The sequence below is a fragment of the Neobacillus sp. 204 genome, from assembly GCF_046562815.1.
In the GTDB taxonomy this organism is placed as follows: domain Bacteria; phylum Bacillota; class Bacilli; order Bacillales; family Cytobacillaceae; genus Neobacillus.
In genome coordinates this window covers 395408-417846 of sequence record NZ_JBJORY010000004.1, presented here as the reverse complement: position 1 = coordinate 417846, position 22439 = coordinate 395408, and the positions used below count along the sequence as shown (strand labels likewise).

Below are 22439 nucleotides of genomic sequence, written 5' to 3'. Positions count from 1 at the left end.
GTAATTGAAACTAAATTTATTGTTTGTTTGCACGATTTTGTTTGTTTAGTTTTCAAAGAACAATTACTATTAAGAATGAACAAATCACTCAATCGCTCGAAAGCGACTTCACTAATTTAACACATCTCAAATCATGGTGTCAACATTTTTTTAATTTCTTTTTTCATTTGTTGACGCTCTCGATGAGGACGAGATTTAATATACCATGATAAATAAATGTTTGCAATATAATTTTATATTTTTTTCGAAACCCAATTTCTTTTTGTAAAGCAAACACCCTTTTACCAATTGAAGGAATTTAAAAATAATATGTTTAATCCTTTTTTGAACACATTAATCATATAATTAAGTGACTTTGTAAGGCTTCATTTCGATTTAAATTTGAAACTCATAATTAAAACAAAAGAATATTTCTGGTTCTTCCATTAGATAATCGTTTATGTGTAGAATTAAGTAAGGAATTCTTTTTTTATACAATCGGATTATTTATTCAAGGCTATTTTCGTATAGATTGTTGTTTTTTGTATAAGTTCATTAACCCGTATACCTATATGCTTCGTGGCATCTTTCCGTAAGAGTCTTTGCTAAAATTGCCTAGAAACTTAGTAAATGCCCCTTATAAAGCTCCAATAGCAACAAAGTTTACGAAAAGAGCCTTATTCAAAGAAGCAAAATTCCAGTCAAAGACTATATAATTGGACGTGAATTGATATGAGTAGTGACGATATCCAAATATTAATTAAGTTAGGTGTTTCTGCTATTTTTGGACTTATTATTGGTCTTGAACGCGAATTAAAAAGGAAACCGGTGGGTCTTAAAACGAGTCTGGTTATTTCTGTTGTGAGTTGTCTGTTGACGATTGTATCCATTGAATCAGCGTACATGTTTCCGGAATCAGATGATGTCAAAATTACTATGGACCCTCTCCGCTTAGCCGCTCAGATTGTTTCTGGTATTGGTTTCTTAGGTGCAGGTGTGATCTTAAGACGGGGAAATGATAGTATTTCAGGATTAACTACAGCTGCAATGATTTGGGGTGCAGCAGGAATTGGCATTGCAGTGGGAGCTGGGTTTTTCATTGAAGCATTCGCAGGGGTTGCATTACTTATTCTTAGTGTGGAATTTGTCCCCTTTTTAATGAAAATTATTGGGCCGAAGCAATTAAGGGAAAAAGAAGTTATGCTGCAACTTTTTATTAGGGATCAAAGTCAAATTGAAAAAGCTATTTCTTTTTTATTAGATAAAAACTATATTGTTCGTAGACTGAAGATTAAGGATTTAGACAACGGAGACCATCTCGTTCAAATATTGGTTGCCGTAGATTACCGGGATAAGACTACAGATGTGTATGCCTCTGTTTCAAATTTAGAAGGTGTTCAAAAAGTAGAAATTGAAAGTATCAGCTAATCAAAAAAATTTCTTCCTTAACTAAATTTCCTCTTGCAAGAATTTAATAATACAGATATAATTTTCTTGTACCAATTATTCGGGGGATTAGCTCAGCTGGGAGAGCGCTTGCATGGCATGCAAGAGGTCAGGGGTTCGAGCCCCCTATTCTCCATTATTCGAAAACCTTTGCGATGCAGAGGTTTTCTTTTTTTTCCTCAAAAGCTTAAAAACCATCCAACGTCCTTGCAACATTTATCTCCAATGGGTATTTTTACCTTTTTTTAAAACTTTCTATTGCAAATCACCTTATTACTATAATAAAATTATGATTGCAGTTTAAAATTTTAGAAAAATCTGTATTTAAAGGAGGATTCTCAACAAAGTAACGATCAAAAATCCACTATTTATTTTTTCCTCAGCAAATGACCAATCAGCATTGTCTTTATTTTCACCTCAGTTTAAACAAAGGGTTTTATCCGAGAGGGGGAGCTTCCATGGGGGCAAAAAAAACTAAAGTTAATTCTGAAAGCGATTACACTTCGATTGTTCAGTCATCATCTTTTCAAACATTACTCTCCGAAAAGAAAAAATTCATCATCCCAGTCACCATATTCTTTTTCTGTTTTTACTTTGCTTTACCAATATTAACTTCATATTCAACGGTGTTAAATCACAAGTTTATCGGCAGCATTACTTGGGCATGGGTTTTCGCCTTCTTACAATTCGTTATGACATGGGTTTTATGCATGATTTATTCGAAAAAAGCAGCAAGATTTGATGAATTAGCAACTAAAGTCATCCAAGAAGGAGGAAATAGCCAATGAATACTGCAGCCTTTACCATGTTTTTATGTATCGTTTTTGTAACGTTAGTTATTACATACTACGCTTCAAAACGGACAAAAAATGCTAGTGAGTTCTACACAGCTGGCGGGGGTCTAACTGGTTGGCAAAATGGACTAGCGATTGCGGGGGATTATATGTCCGCAGCATCTTTCCTGGGAATAGCCGGTGCAGTCGCCTTAACAGGCTTTGATGGATTCTTTTATAGTATTGGTTTCCTCGTGGCTTATCTTGTTGTCCTTTATTTAGTAGCTGAACCACTAAGAAATCTTGGAAAATATACATTTGCTGATATGATTGCAGCTCGATTTGATGCCAAGAAAGTCCGTGGTTTCGCTGCCATGAACACGGTTACGATTTCAATTTTTTATATGATCGCACAGCTTGTTGGTGCAGGTGCACTTATTAAATTATTATTAGGCTTAGAATATACCACAGCAGTTTTAATCGTTGGGGTTCTGATGACTGTCTACGTTATTTTTGGAGGAATGCATGCAACAAGTTGGGTACAAATAATTAAGGCCATTCTTTTAATGGGCGGTACTTTAGTAATTTCGATTATTGTTTTTGCCAAATTTAACTGGAGTATTACCGATATGTTTGCACAAATGAAAACCGCAACACCATTAAAGGAAACCTTCTTAAATCCTGGTGTAAAATACAAAATTGGCCTTGATACGATTTCCTTAAACATGGGACTAGTTCTTGGCACTGCGGGTCTTCCACATATTCTTGTCCGTTTCTTTACGGTTAAGGATGCCAAAACTGCTCGATCCTCGGTCGTTTATGCCACATGGATTATTGGCATCTTTTATGTTATGACTATCTTCCTTGGCTTCGGTGCTGCAGCCTTTGTCGGGAATAGTGCGATTGTAGCTGCCAACCCGGCAGGAAATATGGCTGCTCCACTTTTAGCACAGGCACTTGGTGGAAATATGCTGTTTGCTTTTATTTCAGCAGTAGCCTTTGCAACAATACTAGCTGTTGTAGCAGGTCTTGTTCTGACAGCAGCCTCTGCATTTGCCCATGATTTCTATAACGTTATCCTTAAAAAAGGAAAAGCAACCGAAAAGCAGCAAGTGGGTATGGCTCGCTGGGCAGCAGTTGGCGTTTCTGTAATCTCTATTATTCTTGCTTTAGGGGCACAAACCCTTAATGTTGCCTTCCTGGTTTCACTTGCCTTTGCGGTCGCAGCAAGTGCAAATCTACCGGTAATTCTTTATACAATCTACTGGAAACGCTTCAATACAACCGGTGCAATTTGGGCTATGGTAGTTGGGCTTATATCAGCAATCGGCCTGGTGATCGTCAGCCCGAATGTTTTCAGCCCGGAAGTAGGAAAAGCCATTTTTGTAGGCGAACCGTGGTTCCCTTATTCAACTCCTGGGATTGTTTCGATTCCACTCGGATTTATTGCAGGATACCTTGGAACCATCTTCTCAAGCCAAAAAGCAGATGTGAAGAGATATGAAGAAGTACTGGTAAAATCGAATACGGGGATTAAAATTGGTGGATAATAAACGAATGGGACTGAATTATTTTCAGTTCCATTTTTTTTTTCGTATGTGCTAGATCCAATATTTTATTGTGCATAAATGGAAAGCAGAAAAGGGGAAATTATTTATGTTTAACTATCTGGAGGTGAGTAAATGGAAAAGGAAATACTGGCTTTACATGAGACCTTGGAAACCCATGAAATTCTTAATTTTAAAACGGTTTGCTTGCTCCGGTCAAAATTTATGCAAGGAATATGCTTTAATAATGAATTAAAGAGATTAATGGAAAAAGACGTTCAACAATCCATTAAAGATATTAATGAACTTCTACCATTTTATAAGCAGAGTCAATTACTACAATAATGGGAGTTGAGTTTTATGGAAGATTATTTAGATCCTAGGAATGCAGAAGGAATGCCCAATTTAGCGGATTCATCTTTTGCTCTTGATTTTTTATTATCCGTAAAAAGCGGCATTCGAAACTACGGTTTTGCAATAACAGAAACGGCAAATCCTGAACTCAAAAAAGTACTACACAGTCAAATGGAAGCCGCCATCGATTTACATGGAGAAATATCCGATTTAATGATAAAAAATGGCTGGCTCCATCCTCATAACTTTAAAGAACAGTTTCCAATTGATATAAAAAGTGCTGAGACGGCAGTGCAAATTGCCCAATTAAACCTTTACCCTATTGATACTGATCGTGGCGGTATGTTTGCAACACCAAATAAATAAAAGGAGGGATTGTATTAATGAAAGCCGTTACGTATCAAGGTATTAAAAATGTGGAAGTCACTAATGTTAAGGATCCTGTTATTAAAAATCCAGATGATATTATTATAAAAATTACAACTTCCGCGATATGCGGGTCCGACTTGCATTTAATCCATGGAATGATTCCTAATTTACCAACCGACTATGTCATTGGGCACGAACCAATGGGTGTGGTTGAAGAAGTCGGTCCTGAGGTTACCAAGTTAAAAAAGGGAGATCGGGTAATCATTCCGTTTAATGTAAGCTGTGGCCATTGTTGGTATTGCAATAATGACCTTACAAGTCAGTGTGATAATTCAAATCCTCATGGTGAAATGGGGGCATATTTTGGTTATTCTGAAACCATGGGTGGATATGCCGGTGGTCAAGCAGAATATATGCGCGTCCCTTATGGGAACTTTACGCCTTTTAAGATTCCGGATGACTGTGAAGTGGAGGATGAAAAGTTAGTAACATTGGCGGATGCCTGCTCAACTGCCTATTGGAGTGTTGATCATGCTGGAGTTAAACCTGATGATACCGTAATTGTTCTTGGATGTGGTCCAGTAGGATTGTTAGCCCAGAAATTTGCTTGGTATAATGATGCAAAAAGGGTTATCGCAGTCGATTATATTGACTATCGTTTAGAGCATGCAAAACGTACAAATAAAGTTGAAACGGTTAATTTTGAACAGCATGACAATACTGGAGAATATTTAAGAGAGATTACCCAAGGAGGAGCGGATATCGTTATCGATTGCTCCGGGATGAGTGGGAAAATGTCTCCTATGGAGTTTCTTGCCACTGGTTTAAAGCTGCATGGTGGAGCAATGGGCGGTATTGTTATTGCTTCTCAGGCAGTCCGAAAAGGGGGAACTGTTCAATTAACTGGCGCGTATGGCGGTCGGTATAACGGTTTTCCATTAGGGGATTTCTTTCAACGGAATATCGACATAAAAATGGGACAAGCCCCTGTAATTCCATATATGCCATTTTTATACGATTTAATTGCACAGGGAAAAGTCGATCCAGGCGATGTTGTTACGCATGTATTGCCGCTGGAACAAGCCAAACATGGTTATGAAGTGTTTGATACGAGAACGGATGGATGTATTAAAGTGGTGTTGAAACCATAATAGAGGGATATATTTTGCATACTCTTTTAGACTCAGTTTTTAGCTATTTTTTTAGTTTTAAACTGGGTTTTATTATGAATCAAAAAAATATAAAGGAATTATGACTTAGTCATAATCCCATAAATAATTTAAGTTCCAGTGCATTTGTTCTATCCTTTTCTTCCTGAACCTGTATTCCTACTGTTTCTTTCAGATTTATAAGCAGTCGTTTCTTTTCTCTTAAAGGACCTCTCCTTGTTTCCGCTTTTCGCAAGGGATTTGGTTCCTTGTCGATTCGAGCCCCTATGCTGATTTTTTTTAACCTCCCGTTTTTCTTTTTGGACATTAGAAGGAGATTTTTTAGGATCCTTGGTATTTTCTTTTTCCACTTCCGCATTGCCAAGATTTTGTTTTTTAATCGTTATGTTTAACTCTTTTTCAATCAAATTGAGCATAGGCCGGTCGTCTGATGTATAAAAAGTAATCGCTAATCCGCTCATACCTGCTCTGCCTGTTCGGCCTATTCGATGAACATAACTGTCAGTATCTTCAGGGATATCATAATTAAACACGTGGGTGACCCCCTCTACATCAAGTCCTCTTGCGGCTACATCAGTAGCAACGAGTAATTGAATCTCTGCATCCCTAAAACGCTTCATCACCCGCTCTCTCTTTGCCTGGGACAAATCACCGTGTAATTCATCGCAAGGAAAGCCATTCACTTTCAGCACATCGAACAGCTTACTAACTCGGCGTTTTGTCCGGCAGAAAATAACTGCTAAGAAAGGACGATACGTTTCTACTAATTGAATAAGCGTGGCTTGTTTAGCGCGATCAGTCGTATGAATCGCAATCTGTTTAACATTTTCAGCTGGTCCCTGCGTTTTTTCAACTTGAATATATTCCGGTTCACGCATATGCTTTTTTGCTAGTTTGCGAATTTCGGGTGGCATTGTTGCTGAAAAAAGCATCGTTTGTCTGCTTACGGGCGTTTCTCTAATAATATCTTCCACCTCATGGAGAAACCCAATATGGAGCATTTGGTCTGCCTCATCCAAAACCAGATAGGCAATTTCAGATAAGTTGATAGTTTCTCGTCTAATATGATCCAAAAGTCGTCCCGGTGTTCCTACGACAATCTGCATTCCCCTTTTTAATTTTTTCAGTTGTTTATCAACATCCTGGCCGCCATATACTGCTAGGACATCGACTCCTGTTAGATCAGAGACTAGCTTCTCAATCTCCTCTGTTATTTGTAAAGCTAGCTCTCGTGTCGGTGTTACTATCAGCGCTTGAACATTCTCCGCCTCACGATTAATTTTTTCTAAAATCGGCAGAATGAAGGCAAACGTCTTCCCTGTCCCCGTCTGTGCCTGTGCAATAATATCGCTGCCATTCATCACTAAAGGAATGGCTTGTTCTTGAATCGGTGTTGGTTTTGCGATCCCCTGACCACGCAATTTTTCCACGATTTGTCCTGAAATACCCAATGATAAAAAATCTGACAAAAATACCCCTACTTTCTATTTAACCTATCCCATAATATTGATTGTTTTTCCTTTCAAAAGCAAATGATGGTTGCCCTTTTTATATAAAAGAATTATAATTTAATAAAACCAACTTATTTCATCGGAATAGTATAAATTAAATTTTAAGGTGGGGATAAAATGGATCAACACAGTTTTCTTATCATTCATGGATTAGGCGGGAGTGGACCTGATCATTGGCAAACTTGGCTGGCACAGGAATTAATGAAAAGGAATTATCATGTACAATATCCAACCTTTCCAAACTTTGATTCACCTAATAAGAGCGTTTGGTTAGAGGAATTGACTAGCTCACTAAGGACAATACCAGAAGAAAATAATTTAACTATCATTACACACAGTCTAGGATGCTTACTATGGCTCCATTATGCTTCTACTCAAAACAAACAAATGGCCAAGCAAGTTATTCTAGTTGCACCACCTTCTCCAACCCATATTCTCACTGAAGCAAAATCCTTCTATCCTGTACCTCTGGATGGAAACAATCTAAAGAAAGTAGCTGAGAATACATTATTTATCCATTCATCTAATGATCCTTATTGCAGCCTCGAGGATTCAAGCCGCTTTTTAAACCTTGGCCACCCTTCCATTTCCCTCCCAAATGCAGGACATATAAATACACAGTCCGGATACGGGAAATGGCCAGGGATTTTAGATTTATGCCTATCGAAAAAAGAGTTTTCTTTAACTGTCTAAATGAAGGAGTGATAAAACTTTCACTCCTTCTTTTTATTTGGTTAGACATAAGTCAAAACTACACAGCCCTCCATCCATTTCATAATCAGGAAATGATATAATAAACTCAATTTGATCTATCTGTTTTACCAATGCCGATTAATCGATTATATGAATATCCGAGGAGAAGATAGGAATGGATTTGCATCAGTTGTATGTTTTTACAAAGGTGGTCGAACACAAAAGCTTTTCTAAAGCAGCAGATGATATTTTTCTAAGTCAATCAACGGTTAGTTCTCACATCCAGGCCTTAGAAAAAATGCTCAATATAAAACTGTTTGATCGAGTCGGAAGAGATAGTATTCTTACTCCACAGGGGGAACGTTTGTATCAATGGGCCCTTAAACTCTTACTCATAAAAGATCAAGCATTGCTCGATATAAAAGAGGGGATGACGGACCTTCGAGGCATGATTCGGATTGCAGCAAGCTCTGTTCCTGGACAATTTATGATCCCAAGGATGGTCAAGCAATTTCGGGAACAGTATCCCGAAGTGACATTCCATATCAACCAATCCTCTTCAAAAACCGTTGCCGAAAAAGTACTAAATGGCTCTGTCGATGTCGGCATTTTGGGAGATAAATATGAAAACGATAAACTTCGCTATATTCCTTTATTAAAAGAAAAATTAGTCCTGGTAACATCGAACCAAAACGAAATTGTTGGCCCAGTTGCGATTGAAGATATTTTAAAATATCCATTCGTAATGCGAAATTCTAACTCAGGAACAAATGCACTTTTGGAGCGTTTTCTTAAAAAGAATAACATTCATAAGGATCAATTAAACATCATCGCTTATACGGAAAGCGGACAAAGTTTGATGCAGTTTGTCATACAGGACATAGCTATTTCGATTATTTCCGAAATCGCCGCAAGAGAATATTCCTGCCAAAACATGCTTAAGATGCATGAAATCAATGGTTTTGATGATGAACGATATTTCTATCTAATCTACAACATAAATAAAACTCAATCGCTGCTATCAAAATTATTTATTGAAGGTGCCTTGGATATGGCTGGCTCTCGGCCTACGTAAGATGGCTCAGATGCATAATCATGAAGAATCTAAGAAAATCTAAACAAGATAATGTACTTTCGCCTTGGAGGGAAAATAAATGACGAAGCTTTTCGGCCTTCATGAAACCTTAGACCTTCATGAATTACTATCCATTAAAAATCTTTGCTTAACCAAATCTACAACCATGAGTGTTTTAGCACAAGACGAAGAACTTCGGGCCATTCTATCAGACGATGTTACCAATGGAATTCGGCATATTCAACAGCTACAGCAGTTTTTGACTAATCGGAGGGAACAGCAGTGAATCACTTGATCCAAAAAATGATGGGAATGGGCGGTATGACTGACCAAGTCATTGCCACTGATTTTCTCATTTCAGCGAAAGAGGGCGTAAGAAATTATGCTGTTGCCATAACGGAAACGGCAACACCAGAATTAAAATCGGTCTTAAGAGCCCAATTAAATGACGCGATTGCCACACACGATAAAATTACCGCCTATATGATTGCTAAGGGTTACTATCATCCCCATGATTTGGGTGAACAATTAAAAGTTGACTTATCGTTGTCAGACACGGCATTGAATCTTGCACAAAAAAAAGAAAATGCCTCGAACTAATAAGAAAAAGGGAGAAGCTTGGGGTTTCTCCCTTTAAAGGATGGTACACATTTCTCTTAATTTCTTTTTGTCTATTTTTCCAACATGAGAATCCAATTCCCATCCCACCGACTAATCGCTCCTTCACTCAAGATGCAACTATCTTACTCATTTAAAAACAGTGTAATCGCTTTCAAAAACTGTGGAAGATCATCTACTAAGGGGGAGTGTCCACAGTTCTTTAATTCAATAAATCTAGCTTTTTTCCCTAGATCATTTAGCAATTCATTCGTCATTTCCGCAGTTACAACATAATCTCTCTCTCCCCGTAACACCAGTACAGGGACATTTATATCATCTACTTTACCACTGCCTTCAACAAGTCCATTATGATGATGGCTAATATTAAATGTGTTGTTGGAATGATGCACCTCCGCTAAGTTTCGCTGCGTTCTCATATCCTGAACATACTCGTCATAAAGTTCAGGTGCAGGCTGGTTATGCGTATAAATCACAGAATTCCAAATGAGCTTCAATAATTCAGTATTATTCGTGTCATAGGCGGTTTGGACAGGGATAGTTTTCGTAACATCCCTTTTAATCTCTTCATGTAACGCAAATCTCCTGGGTTCATCATTTTCATTTAATTTCCCGTCAAATGGATAGCCCCTTGTTGATTCTGATGCTAATAGTATTAGCTTGTTACAATATTCAGGATAATCAGCGGTAAATTGCATTGCAACCGCACCGCCAGTTGACCAGCCTACAATGGAGAAGTCCGTTAACCCAATTTCATCAACGAACAGCTTTACATCGTCTGAAAAATCTTTTATAGACAACACCGGATTGTTAAAGCTTGAGCTGCCAAATCCACGCAGATCAACCGCATAGAGTTTATATTTGGCATCCATATTTTCAAGTACAAGGTCCCAATGCTTCGAGGATGTCATATTTCCGTGGATTAACAATACCTTTGTTTCCCCACCTTCTCTTTCTCGGTAGGACAGCGTCTCTCCATTCGACAAGTGAACATCCTTCATTGTTACAGTAAACATCCTAATCACCCTTTCCACTGGTACTTTTTTCGTCGCTCATAAATAAAGCAAGTGCCGAACTTTTTCCAAAACAAGCCCTCTTTTATGATTTCTGAATATTTACACTATTTTATCATATTATGACTGATATGTGTACGAGTGAAAAGGAGAACAAACTGTATATTCCCCATTAACATTGCTTTACTTATCTGCTACTCCTCGTAAATCATTTTTCTCGTCATGCCACCATCCACTACTAAGTTAATACCTGTCACAAAGTCATTTTCTGGATTGGTTAAATACAAACAAGCACGGGCAATATCGCTTGGTTTACCTACACGTTTTGAGAAATGCTGTTCATGGTCGATAGCTGTTAGTTGTGAATCATCCCCATTATGGATCCAACCAGGAGAAATAGCATTGACCGTAATTCGTTCTTCACTTAAGGACGCTGCCAAAGCATGGGTAATCGCAACAATTCCTCCTTTTGAAGCAGCGTAGGCTTCCGAGTTTGGTTCTGACATAAGTGCACGCGTTGATGCGATATTGACAATTGCCCCACCGGATTCATTCTCCCGCATATATTTAGCAACTTCGCGAGAACAGAGGAAAACACTTCTTAAATTCGTATGAATCACATCATCCCATTCTTCGATTGTTAATTCGAGAGGAAACTTAAACACACCTTTACCTGCATTATTAATTAATATATCAATCTTCCCAAAGGTCTGTTTTGTTTGGTTAACTAGCCGAATGACGTCTTCTTCCTTTCTTACGTCTGTCTTTATAAATAGGACGTCACCTCCTCTATTACGAATCTCTTCCGTAGTTTGATTACCCGTTTCTAAGTCCACATCTGCCAGTACGACATTAGCACCTGCTTCGGCATAGGCATGAGCCACACCTCGGCCAATCCCATTGGCAGCTCCTGTTACAATCACTACTTTATTCGAAAACTCCATTATCTTCCACCCTTCTTTCTTTCATTTCCAGCTAATCATATCTTCGTCCCTAAATAAGTTAAAAACATACGTGGAGATTTTTTCTATGTAATAAAAAGATATATGGGTAAAAACTATCTAATAAGACTAATTAGAGGAGGATTCCTATGCCTGAAAAATGTTTTTATTGTACCAATGAAATTCAAGAAAGACAGCTTCACTACGTTTCATTTATATCCTCAAACCAAGAAAGAGATGAAGTACTTTGTGATGAATGTTATCAAGAATGGCTCGAAGGATTAAAAGAGTAAATTCTTCAAAGCAGATTCCTATATCAAAAGAGTTGTGACTCATTCATGAATATCCAATAGATGCTGGGATACTTATTCAGTAAGCCCTTAAACAAGGAGGAATTTGAGCAATTCCTACAAAGGTATGCCAATTAAAAGTGGAGAGATTATTTTACAAATCTCTCCACTGTTTTAACACTGCTTCCAATATAATCAATAGAAAGAATTTTGGTGGACATCGTTGAAAACTCACTTCTTAACCCTTTTTCAACAAGTTTTCCTTTTCCTTTCTCTGTAAAACAAAGAACCGTGGGTCCAGCACCGCTCAGTGCCACTCCGAACGCACCAAGTGATTTAGCCCTTTCTTCGATTTCCTGATAGGCTTTAATTAATGGTTTTCGGTATGGCTGGTGAAAAAGATCTTGCTCCATCATTTTACCTGCTAAAGTCCAGTTTTGCGTTAAGAGGGCCGCCACCAAAAGGTTAGCAGTTGAAGAAGCTTGAATGGCCGATTCACGAGAAAATTCTGTAGGGAGAACCCCTCGAGAATCCTTTGTTAAGAGAATTTCCTCTGGAATGACTGCTACCATCTCAAAAGAAATATTAGAAATGCTAAGCATGTCTACTTCGTTTTGCTGATAGGAGCCAATGACCAATCCCCCGAAAAGGGAAGCACCCACATTATCGGGATGTCCTTCCACCTCTGTTGCGATCAGCAGCTTTTCTTGCTGTGTTAAACCGATCCTGCCAACTGAATCAGCAAGTTCAATCCCGGCAACAATTGCTGCTGCACTTGAACCCAGACCACGAGCCAAAGGAATGTCACTGTCGACTTTGATTTTGCATGGATGTAAATCGATTCCATAGTTCGCGGCCGTTTTAATGGCAATTTGAATGATGAAATGGGTCTCATCCTTTGGAAAGGCCATCAATTCTTCACTTTCAGACTGAATCTCCCACTTTACACTTTTCTCAACATCTAACGTTAAATACAAATCGACAGCAAGGCCCATTGAATCAAAGCCTGGGCCTAGATTTGCTGTACTTGCTGGTACTTTTATAACAAACCGATCATTTTGGGTCATCCATGGACAACTCCTCTAATATGTTGTGTGCTGGTAAATATTCTTTATACTCTCTATTAATCCTGACCATCTCATAACGATTTCCGTACCACTCGGTACGCGCTTTTTATTTCCTTAACTGCATGAAGGTCATTTAACTCTAATAAGATTTGATCATAATTAGTTAACGATGCTCGATGTGTGACTAAAACAATTTCTGATGTTTCATTTTTCTTAACAGGAAGTTGTAGGATTTTTTCAAAACTGACCCCATATTTTGCAAAAATGGTGGTGATATCAGCGAAGACACCCACTTCGTCCTGCACATGGATTCTTAAAAAATATTTAGAGTATTTTTCATCATTATCTTTTAACTGTTTTGGATATTGAGGTGTAACCGCACTTCTTCCATTTACCCCAAGCCTTAGGTTTTTAATTACCGCAACTAAGTCTGAAACAATAGCGGTTGCAGTTGGCAGACTTCCGGCACCTGGTCCATAAAACATGGTCTCTCCCACCGACTCACCGTATACGTATACCGCATTATACTCATTTTGAACAGAAGCAAGCGGATGATTATTGGATAGGAAAGTAGGAGCAACGCTAACCTCAACTTTCTCCCCTTCACGATGGGCATAACCAATCAGTTTCATTGTATATCCCAATTGCTTTCCATAGCGCAAATCTTCGTCCGTAACCTTCGAAATCCCTGAAACCTGGACATCTTCTAAATCGATATGCATGGAAAAGCCCAAAGTTGCTAAGATCGTCATTTTACGAGCAGCGTCTAGACCTTCAACATCTGAGGTTGGATCGGCCTCAGCAAACCCAAGCTCTTGTGCTTCCTTGAGGACTTCTTCATAAGAACGGCCTTCGTCACTCATTTTAGTTAATATATAATTAGTTGTCCCATTTACAATTCCCATTAGTTGTTTAATACGATCAGAGGCAAGTCCATCGACTAATCCTCGGAGAATTGGGATCCCCCCAGCAACACTCGCTTCATAAAACAAATCACAGCCATGTTCCGAAGCAACGGTTAGCAACTCTGATCCATGTAACGCCATTAAATCCTTATTTGCGGTTACGACATGCTTGCCTTGTCGGAGGGCAGTTATTAAATAATCTTTTGTATCTTGGACCCCGCCCATTACCTCGATAACTACATCAATTTCATCATCAAAAAGAATTTCGTCCGCATTTGACGTTAAAACCTTTGCATCGATATCTACTGGTCTTTTTCTATGTAAATCCTGAACAAGGACCTTTTTTATAACAACCGGGCACCCCACTTGGTGGATTAATTTATCTTGATTTTTCTTAATGATTTTAACTACACCACAACCAACAGTACCTAAACCTAATAACCCAATCGTGATTGCCTTCATGTTTTCCCCTCCAATATATGTCCTTGTAAGACGCACAAATGTTTTTCTCTTGTAGACATTATATGATTCTCTTTATTTTTTTACAATAGATATGTTTCTATTATTCTACCCTGTAAACGGTTACTGCCGCACCAATAAAGGATTACTATTTCTGAGGAAAATTTTCCATCATAAATTTATAAATTTTTTCTTCTTTATCCCTTTACAATTCTGAAGGTATGGTTGTAGAATAATCCCTATATTCGGTTGATTTTTGAAATTTCACTCAATTAGGTAAATTCTATATGAAAAGTGATGACGAAGACGGCATTAAGAAGATGCTTCAGAGAACCGGTGGTTGCTGTGAACCGGTGCAGGTTCTTAAGAAAAGCGAAAGCGCCCGTTTAGCGACGTATGGACTGGAGCGCTTCGACTGAGATAAAGGAAACACGAAGAGCGATAGCGATTCGATGTTGACTTATCGTAGGGAGAAGCGCGAAGTACACTAGTCGCTGGGCGCTGGAGCTAGACAGCTTTCAGAGTTCAATGTATAAATTCTGATAGCTTCCTTGCCCAGCCCTTCTGAACTGGCAGCTGAAAGTTTTGAGTAGGTCATGCCCGGTTGAAACCGTTAAAATTGTTGAGGCTGCTTTCATTTTGCAGCAAACGAGGGTGGCACCACGCGATTATTCACGTCCCTCATAACAAGACGAATCTGTCTGTTATGAGGGGCGTTTTTTATTAAGGCTCTTTTCGTAAACTTTGTTGCTTTTGGAGCTTTATAAGGGTCATAACTTAAGTTTCTAGGCAATTTTCGCAAAAGTTCTTACGAAAAGATGCCACGGAAGCAAATAGTTATCCGGGTTGATGAACTTATACGAAAAACAACAATCTATGCGAAAATAGCCATTATTAGAAAATAAAGGAGGATTACGAACATGTATAAAGTACTGGTAACCGATGGAATTAGCAATACGGGGTTGAAGAGCTTAATTGATCATCCAAATTTTACAGTAGACCGCAAGCCAACACTGCCGACGGAGGAACTAAAGACCATTATTGGTGAATACGACGCTCTGATTGTCCGGAGCCAAACAAAAGTAAGTGAAGAACTGCTCAAAGCAGCTGGCCGTCTTCGTGTGATAGCTAGAGCAGGGGTTGGTGTAGATAATATTGATGTCAATGCGGCAACGAGAAAGGGAATTATTGTCATCAATGCACCAGGCGCTAATACGATTGCAGCAACTGAGCATACCTTGGCGATGATGCTATCATTGGCAAGGAAAATTCCCCAAGCCCATCAAAAGACAGTATCCGGAGAATGGGACCGTAACTCTTTTAAAGGGGTAGAATTATACAAAAAAACGCTTGGTGTTATCGGCATGGGGAAAATCGGGACGGAAGTGGCAAAACGGGCAAAAAGCTTTGGGATGAACATTTTAGGGTTCGATCCCTACCTGACCGAAGAACGAGCAAAGAAACTAGGAATGACGAAAGCAAGCCTCGATTTCATTGCTCAAGAATCAGATTTTATTACGATCCATACCCCTCTTACGAATGATACAAGAGGATTGATCAATGATGACTACTTACGAAAAACCAAAAAAGGTGTCCGATTTGTCAATTGTGCCCGCGGCGGTGTGATCGACGAAAAGGCATTAGTTAGAGCCATTCAGTCAGGACATGTTGCAGGGGCTGCACTGGATGTTTTTGAAAAAGAGCCTGTCGCAGACCCAGAATTATTGGAGAATCCAAATATCATTGTTACACCACATCTCGGGGCTTCAACAGTAGAGGCACAAGAAAAGGTGGCACAAGAAGTAAGCGCGGAGATTATTGAGATTTTTGAATCTCAGTCGATTCAAAACGCAGTAAATATGCCGCAAATGTCAGGAGAAACCCAGGCAAAACTGCAGCCATACCTACTGCTTGGCGATCAGATGGGGCAGCTCGTGATTCAATTATTAAAAAAGCAGGCCCCTGCCAAAATAGAAATCAACTATTATGGTGATCTAATCGATGAAGATACAGAATTGTTGACTCGTACCTTGTTAAAAGGTGTCTTATCTTATCATTTAAGTGATTCTGTTAATTTAATTAATGCTCTTCACTTATTGAAAGAGCAAGGAGTTTCTTATAATGTCGTTAAAAATGCAACGAATAAAGGATTTGCCAATTATATGGAACTTAGCGTCTCGAATGGTTCTGAAACTGCAAAAATTGGCGCCACGGTCTTAAACGGATATGGAGCGAGAATTCTAAAAATCAATCAATACCGAATTGATGTTAAACCAGAAAAGTTCCTATTATATATCAAGCATCGTGATGTTCCAGGAATGATCGGCAAGGTAGGATCACTCTTAGGCGACCATCAGATCAATATTGGAACGATGCAGGTCGGCAGGACGGAGGTCGGCGGTGAGGCAATCATGGTATTAACTGTGGATAAAACATTAAATGCCAATGTGATTCATGTCTTAAAATTAATTGATGGACTCGAGGAAGCACAAGTACTGGAGTTAACGAATGTGGATACATTTGAACCCGGACGTATGGAATTAGAGAAGGTGGAAAGCATTTAGGCAGAAAAGAGGGATTGCGATGAGTAGCAATCCCTCTTTTTTGTTCTTATAAAATTCCTTTAATATCGAGTACGGAATCTAGAATATAGTCTGCTGCATGCTTTTCAAAGTCACTTCTGGCATCTTTTCCAGAGAGGCCGGTCAACACTGCTGCAAACTGACAGCCAAGTTTTCTTGCCGCTAATAAGTCAGCCAAGGAGTCTCCGACTACTAAAACCGTCTCAGCATTGTCAAGCGGCAATCTCGTATTTAAACACTTCTGTAGCGAAGTTTCCTTTCCAAGGAGACCCATGATATATGTAAATGGATGCGGCTTAGATAGCGACATTCGTTCTGGAAGCTGTTCTTCCGCCTTTAGCACGTCATCAGCAGTTATGATTCGATTTTCATCAAAATTCTTCAACCAATCTAAATGTTGAAACGGCTGAATGGTTTCAAGTTCTGGCCTGCCAGTCCCGATACCAATCGTGAATCCTTCTGCATTAAGGAATTGAAATAACTCATCAATTTCCCGCCTTGGTGCTAATGTGGTTTCATTTGCAAGAAACCCTGTTTTACCGGTTTGCACGGATGGTCTTCCGGTTGAAGCAAAGACATGGTTATCTCCAACGTACCATTCCTGGGAGACATGCTCACAAACGGACCACAACTCCCCCTTTTTGAAAATAGAAGTATCGATCCCAAGCTTTTCCTTTGCCAATTCATTCAAATAATTAAACAGTTCCTGCTTGGTTGCCTCTGAGCGCGCAAACTCCTCCACAAACAAACTGAAATCCATCTGTATACGATAATTGCTTAACACCTTGCCAACCTCTAATAATGTTTCTCTATTGATTGGTGCCTGACACCATTTGTTGATTTTCTCAAATTCATAATCCTTAACTTGTGAGAGCAGGTGGATGAGCTGGTGGCAGAATGATAGATAGATCATGTCCCAGTTGGCGTTAAGTCCGCGTGATTTCATAAACTTTAGAATACTATCTTTTTCAAATACTTGCTCTCTTAATTCTTTGATTTCGTCTTCGTTATAGTTCGTTTTAAATTTTTCAGGTGCCAGCCCCAAGTAATTACAGCTGATCAACATTTCCCAAACGGTTAAGGCAGAAGCATCAAAATAATGCTCCTCACTTAAAAGTACCCCATCTACGTCAAATAAAATTGTTTTAATCAACTACCCCAACCTCTTTTCCTTTTTGCTTTATTACGCTATCGTAACACAGTAAGGCGAACTATTTGAAGTGGAAATTTATTTTCGTTGGTAAACTAAAAAAAATATGCCATGTGCCGGATTTCCCATTACATGACATATTCCTCTTACCTATTGCAATCTATCCTTTATGCATTGGTGGATGAGTATCAATTTTTACAGGCGTTTTTGAAAATTTTAACGGGGAGCCGACAAGCTGAAATTTATAAAAGGCTACTATAAATCCAAACCAATCGATATATATTTTACTTCTAAGAACTCTTCAATCCCAAAGTGCCCACCTTCACGTCCAAGACCGCTTTCCTTATAGCCCCCGAATGGAGCTTGAACGACGGAAGGAAGGGCATCATTCAGGCCAATAATTCCGTACTCCAGCTGTTCCGTGATTCTAAAGGAGCGGCTTAAATTTTCTGTATACACATAGGCAGCTAATCCGTAACAAGAATTGTTGGCCCGTTCAATAACTTCCTCTTCCGTTTTAAATATGGATATCGGAGCGAGTGGGCCAAAGATTTCATCCTTCATACATTCCATTTCATCATTAATATTGGTCAAAATCGTTGGGGCATAGAAATAGCCGTTGTCATCATCAGGTTTGAGCCCGCTATAAGTGACTTTACCACCCTTCTCAACTGCATCTTTAACTAAACCATCTACTTTTTTATAAGCGGCTTGATCAATTAATGGGCCAATATCCGTTCCCTCTTCAAGTCCGTTACCAACCTTTAGCATCTCTAATTCCGCTTGAAAAAGCTTTATAAATTCATCTGCAATCCCCTCGTGCACATACACGCGGTTGGTACAAATGCAGGTTTGACCCGCATTTCGAAATTTCGACTGCACAAGCCCTTCAGCGGCTTTCTTTAGATTTGCATCATCCATCACAATAAATGGAGCATTCCCACCAAGCTCAAGCGATACCTTCTTGACAGTTTCCGCAGCACCGCGCATTAACGTTTTTCCAACCTCTGTTGACCCTGTAAAGGTAATTTTTGTCACGCGGGGATCCTTCAGCCACGCTTCGCCTATTTCTGACGACCTCCCAGTAATCACATTCAACACACCAGCAGGAATTCCAGCTTCATGGGCAAGCTCAGCCATTTTTAATGCCGTAAGAGGTGTTTGGTTTGCCGGCTTCACAACAGCTGTACAGCCTGCTGCAAGTGCTGGTGCTACTTTTCTAGTAATCATTGCAGCTGGGAAGTTCCACGGGGTAATCGCTGCGATCACCCCAACCGGTTCTTTTCTAACTAGTATTCTTTTATTTGGATGGGTTGCTGGAATCGTTTCACCATATACCCGTTTCCCCTCTTCGGCATACCAAGAGATGAAGCCATTGGCATATTGAACTTCCCCAAGAGCTTCTTTGAGTGGTTTACCTTGCTCAATTGTCATGATCCGAGCAATTTCATGCTTATTTGTCTCAATTAAATAAAACCATTTCATCAAGAGTTGGTACCGCTCATCCGCTGTTTTTTTCGACCAGATTTTAAAGGCTTTATGGGCGGCATCCACCGCTTGTTCTGCTTCATAAGCGCCGCCTGTTGGCACAGCACCGATAACTTGCTTTGTTGCAGGGTTGATAATTTCAGTTAAAATCTCGTAATCATTGCCCACCCATTCTCCATTAAGATACATTGGATAGATTTGATAATTTTGCTTTATAATATCCATTTTCATTCCCCTCCAACTGATATGGCAGGATCATTTTTATACACTGCTTCCATTGCTTCCTCAAGAATTTGTAATCCTTCTTCAAGTTGGTCATCGGTGATCGTAATTGGCATAAGAAGGCGAATCACATTGCTATAAATCCCTGCACTTAGTAACATCAAGCCACGTTCACCAGCAGCTTTCACTATTTTTCCAACTGCCTCTTTATCTGGTGTTTTCAATTGTCTATCCTTGACGATTTCCATTGCACACATCGCACCGAGACCGCGGACATCACCAATCCCTTCGAAACGCTCCGCAAGAAGTTGCATTTTTTCAAGAACGCGGTCTCCTATATTACTGGCCCGGTCATTAAGTTGTTCATTTTCAATGATATCTAATACCGTCAACGCTGCCCGACATCCGAGCGGGCTTCCAGCATAAGTTCCACCGATTTCACCAACTTCAGCGGTATTCATAATTTCTGCCCTGCCAATCACACCGCTAATCGGTACACCAGCTCCCATAGATTTCGATATCGTAATTAAATCAGGAACGACACCAAAATGATCAATGGCAAAGTATTTTCCAGTCCGCGCGAACCCGGTTTGGATTTCATCGGCAATAAACAAGATGCCATGCTCTGTACAGATTTCTCTTACCCGTTTTACAAAGGCTTTGTCAGGTACGATAAATCCACCTTCTCCTTGCACAGGTTCCATCACAACAGCAGCAATTGTTTCAGGAGCAACTTCGGCCAGTAAAAACTGTTCAAATTGTTCGATAATCATAGCGCTGTATTGCTGCTCATTCATTCCTTCTGGGCGGCGGTATACATAGGGATATGGCGCCTTGTAAACCTCTGGAGCGAATGGTCCAAAGCCATATTTATACGGTTTCACTTTACTTGTCATCGTCATTGTCATTAATGTTCTGCCATGGAATCCCCTTGTAAACGATACAATTCCCTGACGCTTTGTATATTTCCTGGCAATCTTAACAGCATTCTCAACTGCTTCCGCACCACTGTTAAAAAAGGCAGCCTGCTTGTCAAATTCACCCGGGGCAAGCTGGCAAAGCCGCTCAGCTAGAGCGATATACGATTCATACATCATCACATTAAAACCCGTGTGAATAAATTGACTAGCTTGTTCCTGAAGCGCTCTAACTACTCTAGGATGGGAATGACCAACATTTAGCGTTCCAATAGCACCAGCAAAATCAATATAACAATTACCGTCCACATCTTCTACCAGGGCTCCTTGGGCTTTTTTTACAAAGGAATGGCAGTTATTGCTGATTCCTTTTGGGACATATTTATTTCTCCGCTCCAATATTTCCCTTGATTTCGGCCCGGGTATCTCTGTTTGGAGCTTGACATATTTCTTTTCCACCTTCTTGCTCCCCCTTTTAAGTAAATCGTTAATCATTTATTTGTTCCAGCACTTCTTTGAAGGTTGAGACCACTTTTTTGACTTCATCATAACTAATGGTTAGAGCTGGCTCGATGCGAATGGTTTTCGAGTTAATCAATGTCCCAGCAACTAGAACCCCTCTATCGAACATTCCTTTTGAGACATCGTAGCCGATTTCATCTTGATGGAATTCAATACCAATCATTAAGCCTTGACCACGGATCTCTAGAACTTTATCTTCATGACCTTTTGCAGCATTTTTCAGTTCTTCAAGGAAATAAGCACCGACTTCGGCTGCTCTTTCTGGTAACTTTTCTTCAATTAAAACCCCAATCGTCGCAATCGCTGCCGCACATGCTAACGGATTTCCACCGAAGGTTGTGGTATGCATAAATGGATTATCAAACCAGCTCTTGAAGACATTTTCGGTAGCTACAACTGCACCAGCTGGCATCACACCGCCGCCAAAGGCCTTAGCCAGACAGATAATATCTGGAACAACTTCATACAATTCTGCGGCGAACATTTTTCCTGTTCGGCCCATTCCTGTCTGTACTTCATCAAATATGAGCAAGGAGCCGTATTGATCACAAAGCTCACGGACTTGTTTTAAATAGTTTTCTGGTGGTAGGATAATTCCACCTTCACCTTGAATCGGTTCTAAAATAACTGCCGCCACATCTTCACCAACAGAAGCACAAACCTCAAACGTTTTTCTCATCATGTCAATATCACCGAATGGCACATGACGGAAGCCTGGGATTAACGGTAAGAATGGTTTACGGAACATACCTTTCGCCGTTCCTGACAACGAGCCTAAACTTTTCCCGTGGAACGCACGCGTAGTAGAGATAAACGTTGTCCGTTCGCTGTACATTTTCGCAAGTTTTAATGCTGCTTCCACACTTTCTGTCCCGCTGTTTGTAAAAAAGGCATATTTTAAATCCCCTGGAGTAATATCGGCTAAGATTTTTGCTAACATTGCACGAAGTGGATCTAACAAATCCTGACTATGCAGAGCCTGACGTTTTAATTGGTCAGTTACCGCCTTCACAACCTTTGGATTTCTGTGGCCGACATTATAGATGCCGAAACCGCCAAGACAGTCGATATATTCTTTACCGTTGACATCCTTAAAACAAGAACCATTATCCGACCATTCAACCGCCGCAAATTGCCCATCCTTCGTTACCGTTTTACGATAAGCTAGAAAGCCTGGGTTTACATGTTCACGGAAACCATCAACCGTTTCTTTCGTAATCCAGGCCGCTTCCACATCATTAATTTCCTCTTTTTCTATTAAGCTTAAAACCTTATTAATATATTCACTTACATTTTGATTTTGCTTATTTTTTAATTCTTGTTCCAAATTGATACTCATCATTTCATTC

At 39.6% G+C, this 22439-nt stretch carries 21 protein-coding genes and 1 tRNA gene; 13 read left to right on the top strand and 9 right to left on the bottom strand.

The genetic code is table 11. The annotated features are described in order from the left end of the window. Nucleotides 1–711 precede the first annotated feature (711 nt). From ACJ004_RS11370 to ACJ004_RS11340, 7 genes are all read left to right on the top strand, one after another. Nucleotides 712–1407, top strand: a complete 696-nt coding sequence (locus ACJ004_RS11370) for an MgtC/SapB family protein (protein ID WP_410893068.1) — start codon at nucleotides 712–714, stop codon at nucleotides 1405–1407. Between the two features lie 81 nt (nucleotides 1408–1488). Then, nucleotides 1489–1561, top strand: a tRNA-Ala gene (locus ACJ004_RS11365). 322 nt (nucleotides 1562–1883) lie between these two features. Further along, nucleotides 1884–2213 carry a DUF485 domain-containing protein gene (locus ACJ004_RS11360; protein ID WP_410893067.1) on the top strand — a complete coding sequence of 110 codons (330 nt, stop codon included), beginning with the start codon at nucleotides 1884–1886 and terminating at the stop codon, nucleotides 2211–2213. Further along, nucleotides 2210–3748 carry a solute symporter family protein gene (locus tag ACJ004_RS11355; RefSeq protein WP_410893066.1) on the top strand — a complete coding sequence of 513 codons (1539 nt, stop codon included), beginning with the start codon at nucleotides 2210–2212 and terminating at the stop codon, nucleotides 3746–3748. The genes ACJ004_RS11360 and ACJ004_RS11355 overlap by 4 nt, the downstream gene beginning before the upstream one ends. A gap of 132 nt (nucleotides 3749–3880) precedes the next feature. Further along, nucleotides 3881–4090, top strand: coding sequence for a spore coat protein (locus ACJ004_RS11350; protein ID WP_410893065.1), 210 nt, complete (start codon nucleotides 3881–3883; stop codon nucleotides 4088–4090). A 15-nt stretch (nucleotides 4091–4105) separates the two neighbouring features. Then, nucleotides 4106–4465: a spore coat protein gene (locus ACJ004_RS11345; RefSeq protein WP_410893063.1), complete on the top strand. Its 360-nt coding sequence runs from the start codon at nucleotides 4106–4108 to the stop codon at nucleotides 4463–4465. 17 nt (nucleotides 4466–4482) lie between these two features. Beyond that, nucleotides 4483–5619 (top strand): zinc-dependent alcohol dehydrogenase, encoded by a 1137-nt coding sequence (locus ACJ004_RS11340; RefSeq protein WP_410893062.1) that lies wholly within the window; start codon nucleotides 4483–4485, stop codon nucleotides 5617–5619. Nucleotides 5620–5768: 149 nt separating this feature from the next. On the opposite strand, the gene ACJ004_RS11335 is transcribed toward ACJ004_RS11340, so the two are convergent. Next, a complete protein-coding gene (locus ACJ004_RS11335) occupies nucleotides 5769–7106 on the bottom strand; it encodes a DEAD/DEAH box helicase (RefSeq protein ID WP_410893061.1) in 1338 nt (445 codons plus the stop codon). 159 nt (nucleotides 7107–7265) lie between these two features. Here ACJ004_RS11335 and ACJ004_RS11330 point away from each other — a divergent pair, with 159 nt between their 5' ends. From ACJ004_RS11330 to ACJ004_RS11315, 4 genes are all read left to right on the top strand, one after another. Further along, nucleotides 7266–7841 (top strand): RBBP9/YdeN family alpha/beta hydrolase, encoded by a 576-nt coding sequence (locus ACJ004_RS11330; protein ID WP_410893060.1) that lies wholly within the window; start codon nucleotides 7266–7268, stop codon nucleotides 7839–7841. Nucleotides 7842–8016: 175 nt separating this feature from the next. Beyond that, entirely contained in the window at nucleotides 8017–8916 is a 900-nt protein-coding gene (locus ACJ004_RS11325; protein ID WP_410893059.1) for a selenium metabolism-associated LysR family transcriptional regulator, read from the top strand. Nucleotides 8917–8995: 79 nt separating this feature from the next. After that, on the top strand, nucleotides 8996–9202 hold the full coding sequence (locus ACJ004_RS11320) for a hypothetical protein (protein ID WP_410893058.1): 207 nt from the start codon (nucleotides 8996–8998) through the stop codon (nucleotides 9200–9202). Then, nucleotides 9199–9516 (top strand): spore coat protein, encoded by a 318-nt coding sequence (locus ACJ004_RS11315; RefSeq protein ID WP_410893057.1) that lies wholly within the window; start codon nucleotides 9199–9201, stop codon nucleotides 9514–9516. Before ACJ004_RS11320 ends, ACJ004_RS11315 begins: the two co-directional genes overlap by 4 nt. 143 nt (nucleotides 9517–9659) lie before the next feature. On the opposite strand, the gene phaZ is transcribed toward ACJ004_RS11315, so the two are convergent. Continuing rightward, on the bottom strand, nucleotides 9660–10550 hold the full coding sequence (phaZ, locus tag ACJ004_RS11310; RefSeq protein ID WP_410893056.1) for an intracellular short-chain-length polyhydroxyalkanoate depolymerase: 891 nt from the start codon (nucleotides 10548–10550) through the stop codon (nucleotides 9660–9662). Between the two features lie 191 nt (nucleotides 10551–10741). After that, nucleotides 10742–11491, bottom strand: a complete 750-nt coding sequence (locus tag ACJ004_RS11305; RefSeq protein WP_410893055.1) for a glucose 1-dehydrogenase — start codon at nucleotides 11489–11491, stop codon at nucleotides 10742–10744. 146 nt (nucleotides 11492–11637) lie between these two features. On the opposite strand from ACJ004_RS11305, the gene ACJ004_RS11300 reads away from it, so the two are divergent. Beyond that, nucleotides 11638–11781 carry a hypothetical protein gene (locus tag ACJ004_RS11300; protein ID WP_410893054.1) on the top strand — a complete coding sequence of 48 codons (144 nt, stop codon included), beginning with the start codon at nucleotides 11638–11640 and terminating at the stop codon, nucleotides 11779–11781. Between the two features lie 146 nt (nucleotides 11782–11927). Here ACJ004_RS11300 and thrB read toward each other — a convergent pair whose 3' ends face one another. Together thrB and ACJ004_RS11290 are read right to left on the bottom strand one after the other, a co-directional pair. Next, entirely contained in the window at nucleotides 11928–12845 is a 918-nt protein-coding gene (gene thrB / locus ACJ004_RS11295; protein ID WP_410893053.1) for a homoserine kinase, read from the bottom strand. 71 nt (nucleotides 12846–12916) lie between these two features. Beyond that, entirely contained in the window at nucleotides 12917–14212 is a 1296-nt protein-coding gene (locus ACJ004_RS11290) for a homoserine dehydrogenase (protein WP_410893052.1), read from the bottom strand. A gap of 917 nt (nucleotides 14213–15129) precedes the next feature. Here ACJ004_RS11290 and serA point away from each other — a divergent pair. Next, on the top strand, nucleotides 15130–16773 hold the full coding sequence (gene serA, locus ACJ004_RS11285) for a phosphoglycerate dehydrogenase (protein WP_410893051.1): 1644 nt from the start codon (nucleotides 15130–15132) through the stop codon (nucleotides 16771–16773). A 46-nt stretch (nucleotides 16774–16819) separates the two neighbouring features. Here serA and ACJ004_RS11280 read toward each other — a convergent pair whose 3' ends face one another. The 4 genes from ACJ004_RS11280 to ACJ004_RS11265 form a co-directional block, all read right to left on the bottom strand. Further along, nucleotides 16820–17944 (bottom strand): HAD family hydrolase, encoded by a 1125-nt coding sequence (locus ACJ004_RS11280; protein WP_410893049.1) that lies wholly within the window; start codon nucleotides 17942–17944, stop codon nucleotides 16820–16822. A 252-nt stretch (nucleotides 17945–18196) separates the two neighbouring features. After that, nucleotides 18197–19618 carry an NAD-dependent succinate-semialdehyde dehydrogenase gene (locus ACJ004_RS11275; protein WP_410893084.1) on the bottom strand — a complete coding sequence of 474 codons (1422 nt, stop codon included), beginning with the start codon at nucleotides 19616–19618 and terminating at the stop codon, nucleotides 18197–18199. A gap of 38 nt (nucleotides 19619–19656) precedes the next feature. Further along, a complete protein-coding gene (gabT, locus tag ACJ004_RS11270; protein WP_410893048.1) occupies nucleotides 19657–21027 on the bottom strand; it encodes a 4-aminobutyrate--2-oxoglutarate transaminase in 1371 nt (456 codons plus the stop codon). Nucleotides 21028–21055: 28 nt separating this feature from the next. Then, on the bottom strand, nucleotides 21056–22429 hold the full coding sequence (locus tag ACJ004_RS11265) for a putrescine aminotransferase (protein WP_410893047.1): 1374 nt from the start codon (nucleotides 22427–22429) through the stop codon (nucleotides 21056–21058). Nucleotides 22430–22439 lie beyond the last annotated feature (10 nt).